The sequence below is a fragment of the Spirosoma endbachense genome (assembly GCF_010233585.1).
Classification (GTDB): Bacteria; Bacteroidota; Bacteroidia; order Cytophagales; family Spirosomataceae; genus Spirosoma; species Spirosoma endbachense.
Genome location: NZ_CP045997.1, coordinates 9,372,697 through 9,392,155, shown reverse-complemented (window position 1 = coordinate 9,392,155; position 19,459 = coordinate 9,372,697). Strand labels below are relative to the sequence as shown.

The 19,459-nt window shown below is 50.4% G+C and carries 19 protein-coding genes and 1 pseudogene; 17 read left to right on the top strand and 3 right to left on the bottom strand.

Features of this window, described 5'->3' with window-relative positions:
* From GJR95_RS37765 to GJR95_RS37755, 3 genes are all read left to right on the top strand, one after another.
* Window positions 1–540, top strand: a complete 540-nt coding sequence (locus tag GJR95_RS37765; protein WP_162390788.1) for a tryptophan-rich sensory protein — start codon at window positions 1–3, stop codon at window positions 538–540.
* A gap of 106 nt (window positions 541–646) precedes the next feature.
* Window positions 647–1,246: a Crp/Fnr family transcriptional regulator gene (locus GJR95_RS37760; RefSeq protein ID WP_162390787.1), complete on the top strand. Its 600-nt coding sequence runs from the start codon at window positions 647–649 to the stop codon at window positions 1,244–1,246.
* 86 nt (window positions 1,247–1,332) lie between these two features.
* Window positions 1,333–1,902 (top strand): SRPBCC family protein, encoded by a 570-nt coding sequence (locus tag GJR95_RS37755; RefSeq protein WP_162390786.1) that lies wholly within the window; start codon window positions 1,333–1,335, stop codon window positions 1,900–1,902.
* Window positions 1,903–2,096: 194 nt separating this feature from the next.
* Here GJR95_RS37755 and GJR95_RS37750 read toward each other — a convergent pair whose 3' ends face one another.
* A complete protein-coding gene (locus tag GJR95_RS37750) occupies window positions 2,097–2,495 on the bottom strand; it encodes a winged helix-turn-helix transcriptional regulator (RefSeq protein ID WP_162390785.1) in 399 nt (132 codons plus the stop codon).
* Between the two features lie 93 nt (window positions 2,496–2,588).
* Between GJR95_RS37750 and GJR95_RS37745 the strand changes: the two genes are divergently transcribed.
* Both GJR95_RS37745 and GJR95_RS37740 read left to right on the top strand, forming a co-directional pair.
* The gene (locus GJR95_RS37745; protein WP_162390784.1) at window positions 2,589–3,302 is read left to right on the top strand and encodes an SDR family oxidoreductase; all 714 of its coding nucleotides are present in this window, start codon (window positions 2,589–2,591) and stop codon (window positions 3,300–3,302) included.
* Window positions 3,303–3,341: 39 nt separating this feature from the next.
* Window positions 3,342–3,695: a nuclear transport factor 2 family protein gene (locus tag GJR95_RS37740; RefSeq protein ID WP_162390783.1), complete on the top strand. Its 354-nt coding sequence runs from the start codon at window positions 3,342–3,344 to the stop codon at window positions 3,693–3,695.
* 66 nt (window positions 3,696–3,761) lie between these two features.
* Here GJR95_RS37740 and GJR95_RS37735 read toward each other — a convergent pair whose 3' ends face one another.
* Window positions 3,762–4,034, bottom strand: a complete 273-nt coding sequence (locus GJR95_RS37735; protein WP_232540991.1) for a hypothetical protein — start codon at window positions 4,032–4,034, stop codon at window positions 3,762–3,764.
* A 99-nt stretch (window positions 4,035–4,133) separates the two neighbouring features.
* Between GJR95_RS37735 and GJR95_RS37730 the strand changes: the two are divergent.
* From GJR95_RS37730 to GJR95_RS42415, 3 genes and pseudogenes are all read left to right on the top strand, one after another.
* Window positions 4,134–4,568: pseudogene (locus GJR95_RS37730) on the top strand (SDR family oxidoreductase); the annotation flags it as partial.
* Between the two features lie 104 nt (window positions 4,569–4,672).
* Window positions 4,673–4,975 (top strand): helix-turn-helix domain-containing protein, encoded by a 303-nt coding sequence (locus GJR95_RS42420; RefSeq protein ID WP_232540990.1) that lies wholly within the window; start codon window positions 4,673–4,675, stop codon window positions 4,973–4,975.
* Window positions 4,976–5,004: 29 nt separating this feature from the next.
* Entirely contained in the window at window positions 5,005–5,409 is a 405-nt protein-coding gene (locus tag GJR95_RS42415; protein WP_232540989.1) for an IclR family transcriptional regulator domain-containing protein, read from the top strand.
* A gap of 526 nt (window positions 5,410–5,935) precedes the next feature.
* Here GJR95_RS42415 and GJR95_RS37720 read toward each other — a convergent pair.
* Window positions 5,936–6,808, bottom strand: coding sequence for an AraC family transcriptional regulator (locus GJR95_RS37720; RefSeq protein WP_162390782.1), 873 nt, complete (start codon window positions 6,806–6,808; stop codon window positions 5,936–5,938).
* Between the two features lie 188 nt (window positions 6,809–6,996).
* Here GJR95_RS37720 and GJR95_RS37715 point away from each other — a divergent pair, with 188 nt between their 5' ends.
* The 9 genes from GJR95_RS37715 to GJR95_RS37675 all read left to right on the top strand — a co-directional run bounded on the left by GJR95_RS37715 (window position 6,997) and on the right by GJR95_RS37675 (window position 19,404).
* Window positions 6,997–7,746, top strand: coding sequence for a 3-keto-disaccharide hydrolase (locus GJR95_RS37715; RefSeq protein ID WP_162390781.1), 750 nt, complete (start codon window positions 6,997–6,999; stop codon window positions 7,744–7,746).
* Window positions 7,724–9,112 (top strand): Gfo/Idh/MocA family protein, encoded by a 1,389-nt coding sequence (locus GJR95_RS37710; RefSeq protein ID WP_162390780.1) that lies wholly within the window; start codon window positions 7,724–7,726, stop codon window positions 9,110–9,112. Before GJR95_RS37715 ends, GJR95_RS37710 begins: the two co-directional genes overlap by 23 nt.
* Window positions 9,113–9,121: 9 nt before the next feature.
* Entirely contained in the window at window positions 9,122–10,051 is a 930-nt protein-coding gene (locus tag GJR95_RS37705; RefSeq protein ID WP_232540988.1) for a sugar phosphate isomerase/epimerase family protein, read from the top strand.
* Between the two features lie 110 nt (window positions 10,052–10,161).
* Window positions 10,162–11,109, top strand: a complete 948-nt coding sequence (locus GJR95_RS37700) for a sugar phosphate isomerase/epimerase family protein (RefSeq protein WP_162390779.1) — start codon at window positions 10,162–10,164, stop codon at window positions 11,107–11,109.
* 23 nt (window positions 11,110–11,132) lie between these two features.
* Entirely contained in the window at window positions 11,133–11,945 is an 813-nt protein-coding gene (locus tag GJR95_RS37695; protein WP_162390778.1) for a phytanoyl-CoA dioxygenase family protein, read from the top strand.
* A gap of 2 nt (window positions 11,946–11,947) precedes the next feature.
* On the top strand, window positions 11,948–13,297 hold the full coding sequence (locus GJR95_RS37690) for an MFS transporter (RefSeq protein ID WP_162390777.1): 1,350 nt from the start codon (window positions 11,948–11,950) through the stop codon (window positions 13,295–13,297).
* A 155-nt stretch (window positions 13,298–13,452) separates the two neighbouring features.
* Complete coding sequence (locus GJR95_RS37685; RefSeq protein WP_232540987.1) at window positions 13,453–16,497, top strand: SusC/RagA family TonB-linked outer membrane protein; 3,045 nt, start codon at window positions 13,453–13,455, stop codon at window positions 16,495–16,497.
* 48 nt (window positions 16,498–16,545) lie between these two features.
* Window positions 16,546–18,192, top strand: a complete 1,647-nt coding sequence (locus GJR95_RS37680) for a RagB/SusD family nutrient uptake outer membrane protein (RefSeq protein ID WP_162390776.1) — start codon at window positions 16,546–16,548, stop codon at window positions 18,190–18,192.
* Between the two features lie 180 nt (window positions 18,193–18,372).
* The gene (locus GJR95_RS37675; RefSeq protein WP_162390775.1) at window positions 18,373–19,404 is read left to right on the top strand and encodes a glycoside hydrolase family 5 protein; all 1,032 of its coding nucleotides are present in this window, start codon (window positions 18,373–18,375) and stop codon (window positions 19,402–19,404) included.
* Window positions 19,405–19,459 lie beyond the last annotated feature (55 nt).

The window sequence follows — 19,459 nt, the reverse complement described above, 5'->3', positions numbered from 1 at the left end:
ATGAAATCGACATCATTTGTTGAGGTACACGGCGGTTCAGTGAATGGGTCAAGCACGGGAAGCAGACCCATCTATGTGTTGGTTTTCTTTTCAATCGGTACGTTAGGGATAGGCATGCTGACGGCCTATCTCAGCTTTTCGCTATTCCCATTCGATAATACCTACAGGTTACCAGCTATTTATCCACCCCAATGGATGTTTTGGGTGTTTTGGCTTGTGCTCTACCCCACTATGGGTTTAGCGGCCGGGTATGTCTGGCTTCAACGAAATACGTTTGACATCCGGGGAGCCATGATCTACTACGTGTCCATCTTGTTGACTAACGTTCTGTTTCTGCCCATTGCCAATGTGTCTAAGGGTAACCCAGCCATCATGACCTTTATGGATATAAATGGCGTGCTAACAGCAGTGCTCCTGGGCTGGCTGTTTTTACGTTATTCAAAACGAGCCTTTTACTATTTGCTACCCTTGATTATCTGGATGCCGGTAACGACCACGTTTAAGATTTTGCTGTGGCTGGCTAACTCGACGAACCCCTGAATGTATTGACGGTCTTTGTTGACGTCAATTTATCGGCAGCGGTCCAATTTTCACCTTCTAAGCCCGATCACCAGGAAAGTGATCGGGCTTTTTTGTAGTTTGTCCTATGGACAATCAGCAACTTCCCCCCGACCAGCGTTTGCGACACCAGATTGAGCAGTTTGTACCCTTAACCGAGGATGACTGGGGGTTGCTGGCTCCGCACCTAACGATTTCAACCCTTAAAAAACACGCCTTATTTGCTGAAGAAGGGTGCGTTTCGGTCGAGGTTGGCTTTGTGATCGAAGGTATGTTCCGCCAGTTCTACACGAAAGATGGCGAAGAACGGACGACCTACTTTTTCTTTGAAAATCACTTTCTCTCGGCCTATATCAGTTGCCTGACCGGCAAACCGTCGCTGATTACCATCGAGGCCCTGAGTGACAGTACGTATATTGGTTTTCCGTACGCCTTACTCAAAAACCTGTTCGACCAACGCATGGCCTGGCAGAAGTTCGGTCGACTCATGGCCGAATACCTGACCATTGGCCTAGAAGAGCGAATGGCGAGTCTGCTCCTGCTCAGCCCCGAAGAACGCTATCTTGATTTGCTGGAAGGCAGCAAAAAGAAAATTCTGGAACGGGTTCCCCAGCATTACATCGCCAATTATCTGGGTATTACACCCGTAAGCATGAGCCGAATACGAAACCGAATTCAGAAAAAATAAGGCCCAGGTAATTCCTTATCTTTTGTTAACGTTCCAGGCAAGCGGGCGGGTGCAATTTTGTATCATCAAGTTAACCATAACGCAAGATGAACACAATCGCTAAATCAACCATGCTGGCTGCCCTGATGAGCGTATCGGGCTTTGCCGCTATTACCTCAAACAAGGCTGCCCTGGCAGTAGCCTCCAACAAATCGGATAACCCATCAGCCAGCAAAACCATGAACGTACTAACAAACCCCAAAGCACCCGTAACGTGCAGTAAACGTATTATCATTAAAGCCAGCCCCGATAAAGTCTGGAACCTACTGGCCAACATCAACAACTGGGCGAGCTGGCAAACCGACATTACGAAACCATCACTCAACGGCCCCCTGCAACCCGGTACTACGTTCGACTGGAAAACAGGCGGGGCGGGTATTCACTCGACACTGCATACCGTTGACCCCAACAAAAGCCTCGGTTGGACGGGTAAAACATTTGGTATGTACGCGGTTCATAACTGGACACTGACCGAAGTGCCGGGCGGTACGCAGGTAGCAGTCGATGAATCAATGGAAGGACTTCTGGCCGGGCTGTTTAAATCATCGTTCAACAAGAATCTGGCAAAAGATATGCAGCATTGGCTGGAACTGCTCAAAGCAGAATCGGAGAAGTAATTGGTAGACCAGGCCAGCCAGTAGCTACTGGTTGACGGCGACTGAAACAAACTGGGCTTGTTGGCTGGTCTAACCTGTTTTGCCGATTAGACCAGCCAACTTTTCTTAACCAACCCGTAGCAAGTTACCGCGTATCTGTATACCCAGCTACCCCGACCAAATCAGCCGGAGGGTGGAGCAGCACAAGGCTTTGTTTAGCCCGAAGGCTGACTAGCAGCTTCAGCCTCGTAACGCTCCCGTACGCGTTGGGGCAGGTTATGAGCCAGGCCCCAATCATACACCTGAGCCAGCAGAGGAAGGAGCGACTGACCCAGTTCCGTCAGATAATACTCGGTGCGGGGGGGCACTTCGGCGAAGTTCGTTTTCCCGATGAAGCCATCCTGCTCCAATTCCTTCAGTTGCTGACCCAGCATTTTCTGAGAAAGCCCCGGCAGTTGGTTCCGCAACAATCCAAAGCGGTTTATGTCCTGGGCAATGTTCCAGATCAGGGCAATTTTCCACCGACCTCCCAGCAGGTGAAAAGTACTCAGAATGGGGCAGTTTGCTGTTAATTGCTTCGCGTTTTGGGTATTGGTAGACGTAGTTTTTCGCATCTCACTTTTTTGTTACAGACTCACTAATCCGTGACTACTTGAATGCCTTTTGCCAGGAATTGAATTTTGCACCGTCAATTCAACAATAAACCAATGGCATTCAGAAACAAGAACATCGTCATCATCGGAGGAAGTTCAGGCATCGGTTTCGCAACGGCTCAACTCGCCTACCAACAGGGGGCTACCGTCACTATCACTGGCACCTCTACGGCCACTGCTCAACAGGCGGCCCAACTTATCGGTAACGTAGCCGCTTACCCGCTCGACATTACCGACGAACATGCCGTTAATCGGTTCTTTAACCAACTCACTGCCATCGATCATGTATTAGTATCGGCGGGTGGTACCAAGTTAGGTAGCCTTTTCGAGGGCAGCGTAGCCGACCACGCTACACCCATCCAATTGCGGCTACTTGGTAACATCCACGTTGTTCGGGCGGCTACCCCCAAATTACGCTCTGGCGGTTCCTTTACTTTCACTGGTGGCCTTTCGACCGACCGCCCTGTGTCGGGAGCCTGGGTGTCGGGCATCGCCACGGCCGTAGCCGAGCAGATGGCCCGCGTACTAGCGCTGGATTTGGCACCCATCCGCTTCAATGCCATTTCGCCCGGCTATACCGACACCCCGATGTGGACTAACGTGCTGGGTGATAATCGGGAACAGGTGCTGGCTACTGTAGCGCATACCCTCCCTGTTAAACGCATTGCCCGGCCCGACGAAGTGGCCCAGGCAGTACTCTCTCTAATGCAGAACAAATCCGTCACGGGTGAGGTGATTCACGTGGATGGCGGAGCACGGTTAGTCTAATTTCAACCAATTTTTTCAAGTCAAAACAAACTAAAGTTCATGGCAACTGCAACCATTGAACAGGCCCTTAATGGGCTTGTCGACTTAGTAAATCAAGGTAAACCGACGGACGCCTTCGATACCTATTACCATCCCAATCTGGAAAAAACCGACCTCGACGGTGTAACCGTATCGGGCCTGGCCGAAAATTACCGCGTTGGCGAGGAACTGCTAAGCAAAATCACCGCGGTTCGGACGTTTGCTCATAGGGGTACCCTTGTGGTTGGGAACCGGAGTTTTGTGGTTTGGGAGCTGGATTTCGACCACGCTGACAATGGGCGGGTTAACGTGACGGAGGTAGCCATTCAGGACTGGCAGGACGGCAAAATAATCCGGGAGCGATATATTGCCTGACCGAAGTCGACCTTATTATGGATACGCCCCATCCTCGCGATGGGGCGTATCTGGTTAATCCCTGACTCAGGCTGCCACCGTTGGTTTGAAACCTTTTTCGACGACACTCCTGACGATCCCGTGGAACCAGCTTAGGGGTATTATCCGCCAGATAGCCAGCAACAAGGGCGACTGACCACCTACCGGGTAGCGGAGTCGGAACGAGCGGTCGTTGGCGGCTACGAAAATCGTTTGGGCTACCACCTCCAGACCTGGCGCATCGGCACCCGCTTTTTGGGAGTTGGCGAGCGTAACGGCACATACACCCATCTTTTTGGAGCAAATCCTGAGAGCGGTCATAGAAATCGGTTTTAATAGCACCGGGTTCAATGTTTTTCACGCGGATGTTGAACGGCCGCAACTCAAACGATAAAGCCTCGGTGAAGCCTTCAACGGCCCTGGGATACAGTAATCGACACCAACCTGAATGCGCCTTTTATTCTGACCCGTGAACTGGGCAAAAGCATGGTGGCGCGGGGGACAGGCAAAATCATTTTCACGGCTTCGTTGCTGACGTTTCAAGGTGGCATTACGGTGCCGGGGTATGCGGCCAGCAAAGGAGCCATTGGCAGTTTAGTGAAAGCCTTTGCCAACGAATGGGCGGGTAAGGGTGTGAATGTTAATGCCATTGCGCCCGGTTATATCGCCACTGACAATACCGAAGCCCTTCGGGAAGATGCCGACCGGAGCAAAAGCATTCTGGCTCGAATTCCAGCCGGACGATGGGGCCAGCCCGACGATTTCAAAGGGCCAACCGTGTTCCTGGCATCGTCAGCATCGGATTATGTTCAAGGTACTATCTTGACGGTCGATGGGGGCTGGATGGGTCGGTAGATTTTATCAATATAAGCTATGATATAGGGTGTATCAGTCAGCGTCACTTTTTGACGTACAGCTTATAAGTATATATCCTGTACCATTCGTCTTGTATAAAGAATATGGTTTTAGTTGTTGTCAAGGCCTTAGATATTCTGGAGTTTATAGCACGCGATTCAGCTCGTGCTTACTCGCTAACCGAAGTAGCCGAAGGAATGAATATGCACCAGGCTACCTGCGTGAACATTCTGCAGACGCTGGTTGAAAAGAATTACTTAGAACATCTGGGCCGGAAAAAAGGGGATCGGCTGGGACCTATGGCGTACAGCCTAACAAATAACCCTACCTACTACCAGGATTTACTGCTGGTCTCCAAAGAATTGATGGAGGATTTGACTACCGCCTTAATGAAACATCCATCTTAGGTATCATCCGCAATCAAAAGCGGTTTGTGGTGCATTTAGTCAATAGTGATCAGGACCTGCAGGTGCGGAGTCGAACGGAACGAAATATCTATGAAACGGCCTCGGGGAGGTTACTAATGGCCTATATGACAGAAAAAGAGCGGTCGAGTCTGATTCAAAGCATTGGTTACCTAACTCCCGACATTTGGGCTGGGGCTAACACTGCCGATGGGATCATAGCGCAGATGGACAAAATTCGCGCGGATGCGTTGTGTAATACCCGCTCCAAAAGCCATATCATCGGCTTAGCCGTGCCCATGCGTCGTCAACAGCAGGTAGTAGCCAGCCTAAGTGTATTTCTTCCTGAAATCCGGTTTAGTCAGGATCGGCAGCAGCAAATAGAGTTCGAGCTACGATTTACAGCTGAAAAAATTTCCCGTCGCCTATCTGAATAACGCTTCTTTTGGAGCACGTTTGGGTAGTTCAACGTAGTATCATTGTGCCAATGCACTTGCGTGTGATCAGTCCCCCAGCTCAAGATTAGCAAGCGTTTTTTTGAATTTGGTTCGCGTTTCTGGATACTATTGATAGCAGTCAGTTGATATTTATTAAATATTGTACTGTCGAAACGTAATGATTTTAAAAGGGCCGTACTGCTCCGTTTCCTTCAGGCAAAAAATAGTTCGATAAACCTTATTCAGGCTTCTGATACGGGTTGCGTCGCATTTACTATACACGACTTATTTGTTTATACCCGTACAGACCACCTCCTACTCAACCGACGGTTTTCGGTTAATAAATGGCAGTACAACCTATTTAATGAACTCGTTATTCCGCTATCAATGAATGGGTTACGTCAGAAACAACCGTCAACAAAATCGTCCACGAAAACCTCCAATTCATACTAGGCCGCGTGCACAGATTTAAATAGCTGTTTTAATCAATGAGCCACATACGAAAATTTTAGAGTCTTGTACCGATCTAGCGATTTGCCTGCTTTCTAAATTCAAATGGTGTTTGATGGCGCTGTTTTTTGAACGCCTGAATAAAGTGGGATACGTTCTCAAAACCTGCCTGATAGCAAACCTGAGTCACCGAATCCTCGCCTTTACTCAGTAGCTCACAGGCGTAGCGAATGCGCAGATCGGACAGGTATTGGGTCAGCGTTTTGCCGGTTTGTCCCTTGAAATAGCGACAAAAGGCGGCTTCGTTCATGTTGGCTAATTGAGCAACCTCCTCCAACGATACCGGAGAAGTAAAGTGCTCCATCAGGTAGCTGATCACGTTGCTAAGCCGTAGGTTTTGTTTGACCAATGAATGACTGGCTACATACCCCGGCGAAATAGGTTCGCAACTGTCAGTATGAACTCCCATTTCATAGAGGATGCTCAGTAGGGCCATTAACTGCGGAAATCCTTGTTTTTCGGTGAGTTCGACTAACTGAGCCGCAATTTTGCTAAAGAGGGGCTCCTTTAGTTTAAAGCCACCGGATGCTTTTTCGAATAGATGCTGAATGAGCCGGGTTTCGGATCGGTCGAAAAAATCGTTGCCCAGAAATCCCTCATTGAACCGGACCACGATGGCTTCGGCTACGGGTGGAGCCTCCGTTTTTTGATAATAAATCGCTTCGTTCCGCCAGTAATGTGGCAGGTTTTTGCCCAACAGCACAATCTCTCCCCCATCGAACCGATCGACACTGTGCCCGATGAAGCGGGTTCCCGCACTGGATACGACAAAATTAAGCTCCAGTTCAGGATGGAAATGCCAAGGGTTGGTAAAATACGGCAACCGCTCATGCCGCAAATCAAAGGAGCGGCTTTCATTTTGGGGAACTGTCAGCAGGTTGGGACGCATAGGCAGGTGCAGATTGGCTAATGGCTAAAAAGCCGCGGCCAGTCGGATGGTATAGGTAGCGTAATGTTCCAAAGTTTGCTTGAATAGCTAAAATAGTGCATTAAATGCAAAATAAGCAATATTTCTTGCAAAAAGCCTATTAGAATGTTGCAGGAACTTGTTGAAATTTTGCAAGAAAAGAATTGGGTATGAAATTTTTCTTCGCTCCATTGTTATTCCTCGCGCACATGACCGGCGCTCAGCCAGTGAATCAGCTCACGCAGGCGGAGCGTAAAGCCGGCTGGCAACTATTATTCGACGGAAAAACAACGACCGGATGGCGAGGAGCCTACCAGACAACGTTCCCCGCAACTGGCTGGAAGGTGGTCGATGGTGAACTACGGGGCGAACTCGTCAATGGAGCTGAATCAGGCGATGCCGGTGATATCGTCACCCTAAAAAAGTACCGGGATTTTGAACTTGTCTTCGACTGGAAATTAGGAGCGGGTGGTAATAGCGGAGTCAAGTACTTTATTGAAGAACGCCAGCCTAAACCGGATCGGGGTTCGCAGGCAGGCTACGAGTATCAGCTTATCGACGATGCCAACTACATCTATAATGGGAAACATCTCCCCCAGGACCTGAAAACCGCATCGATTTACGACGTAATCCCTGCCGAAAAGCCCAATGCCGGGGTTGTCGAATGGCACACCTCAAAAGTTGTTGTCAATCGAAACCGGATCGAACATTGGTTAGACGGCAAACAGGTGCTGGCGACGGATCGAACATCGGAAGCTTTTATAGCGGGGGTTGCCGACAGTAAATTCAGGGAGTATCCTGGGTTTGCCCAGATTCCCGAAGGGCATATCCTGCTCCAGGATCACGGCCACAGCGTTGCCTTTAAAAACATCAAAATCAGACCAATTACTCCGACTCATGGATCGCAGAAAATTCCTTAAAAACAGTTCGTTAGCCGCTGTCACAACGGTTGGCATTCCTACTCTGGTACCGGCTTCTGTGCTGGGTCGGGCCACGCTTGGTAAAAACCGGTCTACCGGCGGACTGCCGGCCCCTTCGGACCGAATCACCGTTGGGATGATTGGCACAGGGCGGCAGGGGTACGGGCAGAATCTTCAGGGTGCTAAAGTCTCCAACGTACCGGGCTTGCTGGATTTACCGGATGCCCAGGTCGTAGCGGTTTGCGACGTCGATTCCTGGCGGATGGAAGAAGCCCGAAAATTAGTGGATGGGCGATACGCAAAAAATTCGCCGACCGGTAAGTACAAAGGCTGCTCGACACACCTGGATTTTCGCGAAATCCTGAACCGAAAGGATATCGACGCCGTCATGATCTCTACACCGGATCACTGGCACGTACCGATGGGTATTCTGGCGGCCAAAGCCAAAAAGCACATCAGCTCCGAGAAGCCCTTGAGCTTAAGCGTGCATCAGGGCCGCGAGTTGGTCGAAGCTGTAAGAAAGGCTGGTGTGGTAAACCGAACCGACAGCGAGTTTCGCTCGATGCGCATTCATAATCAACCCGTTGAGCTCGTACGAAACGGTCGTATCGGGAAATTGCAGCGTATCGATATTGTGTTTCCGTCAGACCCTACGCCTGTGCCGATTCAAGCGGATATGCCTGTTCCGAAAGAGCTGAATTATGAAATGTGGCTGGGTCCGGCCCCGTACGTTCCGTACACGGATATGCGCGTACATACGCCCTTTGATCTGCTTAAACGTCCCAACTGGATGCGGGTCAGCACCTATGCGCAGGGGATGATTGCCAACTGGGGCGCTCACTATTTCGACATGGCGCAGTGGGCAAACAACACCGAACATACAGGACCGGTTGAAGTGGTGGGAAAGGGCGAATTTCCGAAAAGCCTCTGGAACACGATGATCAATTTTGAGGTAACCTACCGCTATGAAAATGGGGTGGTGCTGACCTGTAAGCAAACGCCCACCAGCAAACCCAGCATCAAGTATACCGGGTCGGACGGGTGGATTATGACCGAAGGCTATAACGGAACCGCCACTGCCAGCAAACCTGAATTGCTCACGCTCAAACCCGAAAAAGGGGAACTTGATTTTTCAGCCAATTTATCCGACAAGGGCGATTTTATTGCCTGTATTAAGGCCAACAAACCCACGATGGACCCCATCGAAGTTGGTCACCGGACAATCTCAATCTCGCAGATTGGCCTCATTGCCTGCCAGTTAGAAGAAAAGTTAACGTGGAACCCAGCGCAGGAACTCTTTGTGGGAAACAATCAGGCGAACGCCCTGCTGACCTCTCCCTTATCGCGTAATCCGTGGAACGTCTAACCAGCAACGATGATGATACTATATCCTTCCCGCCGACGCTTCCTCGAACAGTCTGGTGCGGTACTGGCCGGGCTTTTGCTGACGGATGGCTTTGCCGGTACCAGTGTTTATGCGATAAAACCGAAAATAAGTGCACACCTGTGGATTTATGCCAGTAACCATCCGCCCAATTGGGATGCCACGCCCGATTTAGAACGGGCATTTGCTGACTTGCAGGGAACGGGCGTGGATGGGGTCGAACTCATGGCGGTTAATCTAAAGCACGACGATGCGGTGGAACGAATCGGCAAACTCTCCGCGACATACAAACTACCCATTACCGGCACTTCTTATAGTGCTGACATGTGGAATGCCGCCAAACAGGAGGAAATCATAACGGACGTAACAACAGTTATTCAGCGCCTTAGTCAGCTTAAAGGCAAAAATCTGGGTTTATCGGTCGGCAACCGCGCCGGCGGACCGGCCAAACACCAGAAAACGGATGCCGAACTCGATGCACAGGCGGGTGTACTCAGAAAAATCGTCGCGATCTGTAAGCAGTACCAGGTTGAGCCTAACCTGCATAATCATACCTACGAGGTAGAAAATGGATTGCACGATTTAAAAGGTACGCTGGCCCGACTTCCCGATATCAGGTTAGGGCCCGACTTGAACTGGATGATTCGGGCGGGGGTCAATCCGGTTGATTTTATCAATACGTATGGGCAGCAGATCAGCTATTTCCACATCCGGGATCAGTACGCTGATGGCACCTGGACGGAATACGTGGGACAGGGAGTTACTGACTTTCCGGCAATTGCGGCCGCGTTGAAAGCAAAGAATTTTCAGGGGAACGCGGCCATTGAGTTGGCTTTCCCCGCAAATTATAAGCCGCAAAAACCGCTGAAGGAAGTTTGGCAACTAAGCCGGGCGAGTGTAAAGAAAGCCTTTGGCTGGTGAGCGTATTTTTGTCATCCCGACGCAGGAGGGATCTTCATTAGCAATAGTCTTTAAGATCCCTCCTGCGTCGGGATGACAAAAACACGCTCGAACAATCAAACAGGTTTACTATGACAAACCTAAAATATCATACAGTACTTACTGTCCTGATTCTCTGCCTTGTACTGCTATCTCAATTTAGTTACGCCCAGTCGCACGAAGTCAAAAGTCCATTCTTTGTCATGAACAATGGGCTTAGCGATACATCGGCCTACAAAACGCCGGAAGCACAGGTGGCCTTAGCTGCCAGCATGGGATTCGACGGGGTCGAGAAAAACCGGCTTACCAACTTCCCGGAATTCTATCAGGCCCTGAAAGCCAACAACCTGAAACTCTGCACAATCTATGTCGAGGTGAATCTGGATGATACAAAAACGCCTTTTGACCCCCGACTGGAAGAAACCTTTAAACTGATTCAGGGGACGCAGGCCATGCCGTGGCTGTTTATTACCAGTAAAAAGTACAAGCCTTCCTCGGTTTCAACCGATTCGATTGCCGTGCCGATTGTGCAGACGATTGCAGACATGGCGCAGCGGTATGGGTTGAAGGTAGCGCTCTATCACCACGTCTGGTTCTGGCTGGAAACGGTAGAACATGGCATTAGCCTGACGAAGAAAATTAACCGGCCCAACGTTGGCATTGCGTTCAATCTGGCTCATTATCTGGCAACTCAGTACGTAGCAGGCCAGAATCCGGTTGATAATTTTCTGGCCTGGGCGTCAAAGGCTAAACCGTATCTATTCGCGGTCAGTGTCAACGGGGCCGATTTCCCACCGCCCTCACCCGACCGGAGTACGATCTGGAATACGCTGATCCAGCCCCTGGGCGAAGGCAAATACGATACCTACAGGTTTCTCAAAACCTTCTGGGATATGGGTTTTCAGGGGCCGGTTGGGTTGCAATGTTACAATATCAAACAACCCAAAACAGTACACCTCAACCAATCAATTAAAACCTGGCAAGCGTATAAAAAACGGTACGCTTCTGCCCGGCACGGGGTCGCCCGTGCAGTCCGATAAAAAACAATAAATCGATATAGACTATGTTATCAGCCGAGCAACTTCAGGAATACAACGAGCAGGGCTACGTGGCCGTTCGTCAGCTTTTCACAAAGGAAGAAGCTGAGTTGCTTCTTCAAACCTCCACCAGCGATTCAGTCATTTCCGAAAAATCCTATGATTTACTGGACGCCAATGGATTTAAAACCCGGTTGGCCCTCTGGTATACCCCCGGCGACGACGTGTATGGCATGATGTCGCGCAGCCGACGGATGGTAACCGCCGTGGAGCAATTGCTTGGTGGCCCCGTGGCGCATTACCATTCCAAAGTGATGCAGAAAGCACCCCGTACGGGCGGTGCCTGGGAGTGGCATCAGGATTACGGCTACTGGTATAAGAACGGGTTTTTATTTCCTGATATGCTCAGTGTCATGATTGCCCTGACGCCGTCGACCATCGAAAACGGCTGCTTACAGGTGCTGCCGGGGTCGCATAAGATGGGCCGGGTAGAGCATTTGAATACAGGCGAACAGGTAGGAGCCGATCAGGCGAAGGTAGATGCCTATGCGAAATTACGGGAGGTTGTATACTGCGAATTAGCGCCAGGCGATGCCTTGTTTTTTCACTCCAATTTACTTCACAGCTCGGGACAGAATACGTCCGAGAATCCCCGCTGGTCGATTATCTCTGCCTATAACCGGATTGATAACCGCGCGTATTTGCCTGTTCAGGAATCAAGTTACACCCCCCTCGAGGTAGTGGATGACGACGCTATTTTACAGGCGGGGACGAAAGGCATTTCGGATACGGCCGATTTTCTGGATAAGTCGCAGCGCATCTACCAGCAAACGAATTGATTATGCGTATACACCCCAGCGTTAGGTGGCGAATTCTGACCCTGCTCTTTGCCGCAACAACCATCAACTACATTGATCGGAATGTGCTTTCGTTTACGATGATCGACGTAGGCTTCAAAAAAGAGATGATGGGCGTTGCCCAGGATGCACCTCTGACGCAGGCGGTCAGCAATGAATTCAAAATTCAAATGGGGTACGTTGATTCAGCCTTCAAGTTCACCTACGCCTTCGGCTTTCTGCTGATGGGCTGGCTAATCGACCGGATTGGCGCAAGGCGGGGGTTTAGTCTGGGTATTTTACTATGGAGTATGGCGGCATCGCTGCATGCACTGGCGGGTTCATTGGGTAGTCTGCGCTGGTTCAGAGCTTCGCTGGGTATTGGCGAGGCCGCTAATTTTCCGGCCGCTATTAAAACGGTGGCCGAATGGTTTCCACAGAAAGAACGCGCGCTGGCAACGGGTCTTTTCAATGCAGGGGCCAATGTGGGCATCATCGTTACGGCCCTGCTCGTACCCTTTCTGACGCTTCGATTCGGCTGGCGGGCCTCTTTTCTGGTAACGGGTAGTTTGGGGATACTTTTACTGCTAGCCTGGTGGAAATTTTATCATAAGCCCGAGAATCACCCGGCACTCAAGGACAGAGAACGCATTCACATACAGTCAGATAGAGACCAGCTATCAATCGACACCCAGAAAATTCCTTGGATTCAGTTACTAACGTTTCGGCAAACATGGGCCTTCGCCGTCGGCAAGTTTATGGCCGATCCCATCTGGTGGTTCTACCTGACCTGGTTACCCGATTTTTTTAACAGCAACGAGGCCCTGGATCAAAAGCTTGATCTGAAAACCATTGGTCTGCCGTTTCTGGTCATCTACATCGTATCGGATGTGGGGAGTGTGTTTTTTGGGTGGCTGTCGTCAACATTTCTGAATATGGGCTGGTCATTGAATCGTGCCCGAAAAACAACCCTGTTTATCTGTGCGCTTTGTGTGGTCCCCATCAGTCTGGCGTCGACCACGCATAGCATCTACGTAGCTGTCGCGCTGATTTCACTGGCTACGGCGGCCCATACGGGTTGGGCCGCTACCATGTACACCTTCGCGGCTGATCTGTTCCCGCGCTCGGCGGTGGCCTCGGTAACGGGCATTGGCGGCATGTCGGGTGCCCTGGGTGGTGTTTTACTGGCTGCCGTAGCGGGCCTTATTCGGGTGCGCTATGGGTACTTGCCGTTGTTCATCATTGCCAGTTCATCGTATTTGATTGGCTGGTGTCTGATCCACTGGATTCTGCCGACCATGAAGAAAGTGGAGTTGCCACCTGTGCTGGAAGTTAGCCACCCCCAGGATTATTAACCGAAATGCCTATGAAGCAAGCCTGACACCCGTTTACCCAAAAGAGCCGACACGTGGTACCAGCACTGTCGGCTCCGAATTTTCCCCTGCTGCTAAGCACCGATTCTCGTCGGTCAGGGAGCCTTTGTCTATTCCTAACAAAAACACCTAAAATTATGCTAAACTTTTTCCCCATCCAATGGTGGAAAGCCAGGCGGCTGCTGGCTTACACGGGCTGTCTGCTAACGCTTTTCAGCGTTGCTCAGGCCGGGAATACGAACTCCCGCAATACGCCACAGGCCAGGCCTACCCAGGAAATTATTACCGGAACCGTTACCGACGAGTCCGGGCAGGGTTTGCCGGGGGTCAGTATCGTTGTCAAAGGCACGGCAAAAGGTACCACTACCGATGCGCAGGGCAGTTACCGGATTGGTGTGCCCGACCCTAATGCTATTCTTGTATTTTCCTTTGTCGGCTATATAACAATCGAAGAAACGATAGGAAGCCGGTCAACAGTGAACCTTACCCTCAAAACCGATGATAAAACCTTAAATGAGGTGGTAGTGGTGGGCTATGGTACCCAGACCCGACGTAACGTTACGGGTTCGGTGGCTAAAGTCGATCTGAAACAAACCGAGAATTTGCCCAATACCAACATTTCGCAGGCGCTGCGGGGACGAGTAGCCGGGGTTCAGTTCATCGACAACGGGCGTCCGGGGCAGAGCGGGAGTATTCTGGTTCGGGGGCAACGTTCTATCACAGCTTCCAACGACCCGCTGATCATTCTCGACGGTATCTTTTTCAATGGTAATCTGGCCGACATCAACCCCAACGACATTGAGTCGATGGAGATTCTGAAAGATGCCAGTGCGGCTGCTATCTACGGTTCGCGGGCCGCCAACGGCGTTATTTTGGTCAACTCCCGGCGCGGAGCCACCGACAAACCGACCATTCGGTTCAGTACGTATGCGGGCGTATCGAACTGGAGTCACCGGTTGAAATTATTGAGTCCCGACCGCTACGTGCAGCGAATCCTGGATTTTCGGCAGCAGAATGGCCAAACGTCTGATCCGACGCAGGTGGCCAGTTACCTGCAAAATGTGGAAGCGGAAAATTACAAAAACGGGCAGACGGTCGACCCGTTCGATGAAATCTCCCAACAAGGGTCCATTCAATCCTATAATCTAAGTATTTCGGGCCGCTCCGAACGCACCAGCTACCTGTTTTCCGGGGCTCAGGTGTACGAAAAAGGACTGATTTACAACGACAATGCCAATCGAACTTCGATTCGGCTGAATCTGGAAAACACCATTCGCCCCTGGCTAAAAGTGGGGGTAAGCTCCCTCTACGCCCGACGGGATCTGTCCGGTCAAGAGGGTGATGTGCAGGCGGCTTTCTGGGTAAGCCCGTATGGCAAGCTCTATAATGATGCTGCTAAAACGGATGTGTACCCGTATCCCTCTGACGATCAGCTATCGGTTAACCCCATGCTGTATGCAAAACTGAATAAGAACGAAGAAATCAAGCATAACTTATTTGCCAATTTCTACGCCATCGTAGACGCCCCCTTTTTGCCGGAACTGAGCTACCGGGCCAATTTTTCGCCCAACTACCGCTGGGAGCACACCTACAACTCCTCGCCTATTTACCAGAAATATGGCATCAACAACCGGGGAACAGCCAGCAAGTATAACCGGGAAGATTACGACTGGGTACTGGAAAACATACTGACGTACACCAAACAAATCAACGACAAGCACAGCTTCGATGTAACGGCGCTGTATGGCCGCAACCACCGGGGCTACGAAGCGACTTATGCGAATGGAGCTACTTTTTTTACCGATGTGCTGAGCTGGAATAACCTCAATCTGGCCCAGATCCAGACGGACTCCTCCCGAAATCAAAGTCAGGAAGGTATATCCTCCATGCTTCGGCTGAATTACCGGTTTATGAACCGGTATTTACTCACAGTAACGGCCCGGCGGGATGGTACGTCGGTCTTTGGAGCGAATCACAAATACGGTACGTTTCCGTCAGCAGCTCTGGCCTGGGTAGCGTCGGATGAGCCGTTTATCAAATCACTCTCGTTCATCAATCTGCTGAAAGTTCGGCTCTCCTACGGTCTGGTCGGCAATCAGGCCATTGGGCCGTACCAGTCCCTGAGCCGGGCCAGCACCACGCCATACGTGTTTGGCGATGGAGGCTCAACCAGTACCGGCGTGTACACCTCCTCCATGCAAAACGCAGATCTGACCTGGGAAACGACCAAATCAACGAACCTAGCGATGGATTTTGAGTTGTTCAAAGGGCGGTTAGGCGGTACCATCGAGTACTATAATCTTGATACGAAAGATCTGCTTTTATACCGGCAATTACCCAGTCCTACGGGCTTTGCGGGTGTTACCACCAATCTGGGCGCTACTAACAACAAAGGATTCGAGTTGTCCATAAACTCGGTTAATCTTAGAAAGGGGAAATTCGAGTGGAGCAGTAATGTGCTCTTTTCCACGAATACGAACCGAATCACGCATTTGTACGGGAGCGATACGAACGGCGATGGTAAAGAGGATGACGATCTGGGCAACCGGTGGTTTATTGGCCAGCCCATAAGTGTCAATTATGATTATACGCTGGATGGTGTCTATCAGGTAGGTGATGAAATTCCGACGGGCTACAAAGCGGGCTTTTATCGAATAAAAGACATTAATGGAGATGGCAAGATTACACCGGCCGACCGGAGCGTACTCAGCCAGCAACAGCCTAAATACCGCTGGGGTGTTGGCAATACATTTCGCTATGGTAACCTGTCGTTGACGGTCTTCCTGAATGCCATGATGGGCTGGTCACAGTCGTTGCCGCTGCTGGAAACGAATGGACTCATAAACTATCCCAATCGGCCCGTCAATGGGCTCGATGCTGATTGGTGGACGGCTGAAAACAAGTCCAATACGCGGCCTGCGCTGACGTACACCAACCCACTTGGACACGACTTCTACCAGAGCCGGGATTTTGTTCGGATACAGGATGTGAACCTGACCTACCAGTTTCCCAGCGCATTGACCAAACGACTCAAGATCAGCAACCTGAGTGTGTATATCAGTGGTAAAAACCTTTATACATTCACAAACTGGCAGGGTATCGACCCGGAAAGTGGCTACAATACGCGGTTGTCTTACCCAACCGCCCGTTCGGTGACGGCGGGCCTGAACTTAAGTTTCTAAACGCGCCGACCAGCGTCTTTCTAATCTGGTCTTAACCAACATAATGCAATGAATTATCCCTCTATTTCGTCGCTCACCCATGCGTTTCAGCAGGGACTTGCGGTGCTGGTGCTGCTGGGCCTGACCTGCGCCTGCAAAGATGAGGTACTCAACGAAGTACCCAAAGATTTTTTGTCGCCCGAACTGGTATTAACCAATAAAACCGGCTTCGATACGTACATCACCTCGCTGCACGCGGGCCTTCGGGACGCTTATTTCTTTAATGATAATTCCGTCGATGGAACCAACATCTGGAATTTCCAGGTGGGAACGGATGTCGGCATGACGGGCGATCCGGCCCAAAATATGTTCAAGGATTACCAGATCTGGCAAACACCAACGCTGGCTGCCGTCAACCACCATTGGGAGTGGGCCTACCAGACTGTCATCCCTAGAGCGAATACAATTATCGATTACGCCAATCGCTCAACAGCCGTCTGGAAAGATGAAGCCGAGAAAAACGCAGCCATTGCCGAAGCCCGGTTTTTCCGGGGATACACCTATAACATACTGGCGAATCTTTATGGCGACGTACCCATTGTCGATAAAGTTGCGACGCGGCCCATCCTTGATTTCGTGCGTAAACCCCGCAAAGAAGTGTATGCCTTTGCCACCGCCGATTTAGAATTTGCCTCACAGTGGCTTCCCAAAAGTACGACTCTTGAGGGGCGCGTGGTGAAAGCAGCTGCCGATCATTTACTGGCCGAGCTTTACATCAGTCAGGGTGCCTATGACAAAGCCATTGCCAGTGCCTCAGCGGTCATTAACGATGGGCAGTATCAGCTGATGACGTCCCGGTTCGGCAAATACCTGTCTCAGCCGGGCGACGTCTTTTCCGATTTGTTCAAGGATAACAATCAGAACCGGAGTACATCGGGCAACAAAGAGACCATCTGGACGCTCCAGTTTGAGTTTCAGACGCCGGGCGGTATTTACAAACCGGGTGGCGGAAATGGCTTCCTGAGAGCCTGGGGCCCTCGTTACTTCGCCATTAAAGACCCCGATGGGAAAACGGCGATGGCCGTCTGCGATAGCTTGGGTCGGCCTGTAGGCTGGTTTCGGCCGACGAACTATTACAGCTATTCGCTCTGGTCGGATGCGTCGGATATTCGTAATTCGACGAACAATATCCGGCGGGAGTTTTACTACAATGAACCTACGTCTAAATACTTCCGACAGAAGGTGAACCGGACTACTTCGAAGGACCTCGACACGATGTGGTATTATTATCCCTTCATCCGAAAGATTGAAGGCGAAGCACTGTCCGGCATAACCTACGGGCGAACATTCAAAGAGCACTACCTGATGCGGCTCGCGGAGACGTACCTCTACCGGGCAGAAGCCTATTTGTTGAAAGGTGATAAGCAAAAAGCGGCCGATGACATCAACGTCGTGCGGAGTCGGGCCAAAGCCAAACCTGTGTTAGCTTCTGATGTGACGTTGGATTACATACTCGATGAACGGGCACGCGAACTGATGCTGGAGGAGTTGCGTCGGTTAACCTTGAGCCGGATGGGCAAATTAGTGGAGCGGGTGAAAAAGTACAATCCGGTTAGTGCCGCCACGATAAAACCTTTCCATGAGTTTTTTCCCATCCCGCAGAAATTCATCGACGCCAACCTGAATGCCAAAGTTGAGCAGAATCCGGGCTACTAACTATACCAAAGCTTTGCAGAAGATTAGGTTGTCCTTCTTCCGATTGCAATGCTGTCGGGAGAATTTAGAATAGTTGCCTACCTGAACAGGGTTGCGCACTACTTCAGTTTATTTAGTAGTCCGAAATCCGGGAAAATGACCCACCGCGCTGTTTAACTAAATACCACTCTATCGTTTGCCATGATCCGTTATCTCTATGGGTTGATCGCCATTTTGTTATCAACCATGCCCGGATATACTCAATCTATGAGCGCGGGTGTTTCGCCGTCCCGCTATGAGAAACTGAAGAAAGGGATCAATATCGACAACTGGCTGGTCCGAAATGCCAATGAGATTTTGGCCGGAACTCAATTTACAGAAGCAGACCTTAAGCTTATTAAACAGGCAGGGTTCAAACACGTTCGGTTTCCCATCCGCTCGCCCCTGATGAACGAGCTGCAGCCGGAGAAACTGAATCAGCGGGATATCGACAGCATAAAAAGCGTGCTGAATCGGATGCTCAACAATGGTCTGGCCGTCGTGTTTAACCCCGTTCATCCGGCGCGAGAATACTCGGCCAGACTGGAAGTAGATAGCGTCCTGCAAACTAAATTCGTGCGCTTCTGGACCGTACTGGCGAAAGAATTCAGCACATACGACCCGGAAACCGTATTTATTGAGCCGATCAATGAACCGTTTTTTAAACACCCGCCAACCTGGTTTACCTTTAATGAACGACTGCTGAAGGCAATCCGTCAGTCGGCACCCCGACACACATTGATCATATCACCCGTTAAAGGCAATATCGACGTGATCGACATGACTCCCCTTGCCGACAAGAACGTAGTGTATTCCACTCATTTCTACTCGCCTTTTGCCTTCACGCACCAGGGAGCGCCCTGGCTCAAGAATTTGCCCCTGGGTCAGCATTATCCCAGCGATAAATGGAATGCCGACTATTTGAAAACCGATTTTTTCAATCCCCTCATGGCCTGGGTTAATAAACAGGGCGTAAAGGTGTATATGGGTGAATACGGAGTTTTAAATACGGCAGACTATGCTGACAAACTGGCCTGGTTAACCGATGTTGGACAGATCGTTACTGAGTTGAATCTGGCCGCTGCTCTTTGGTCTTATAATCCCGGATTTTCAATTCTGGAGAGCCCTAAAGCGCCAACAGGTCAGCGAAACTTCGACAGCAAACTGCTGAAAACGTTTCAGCTATATGAATAGGATGACATACGTTAACGATTGGTTGAAATAGCATTACCAGTCTATCACTATAGGC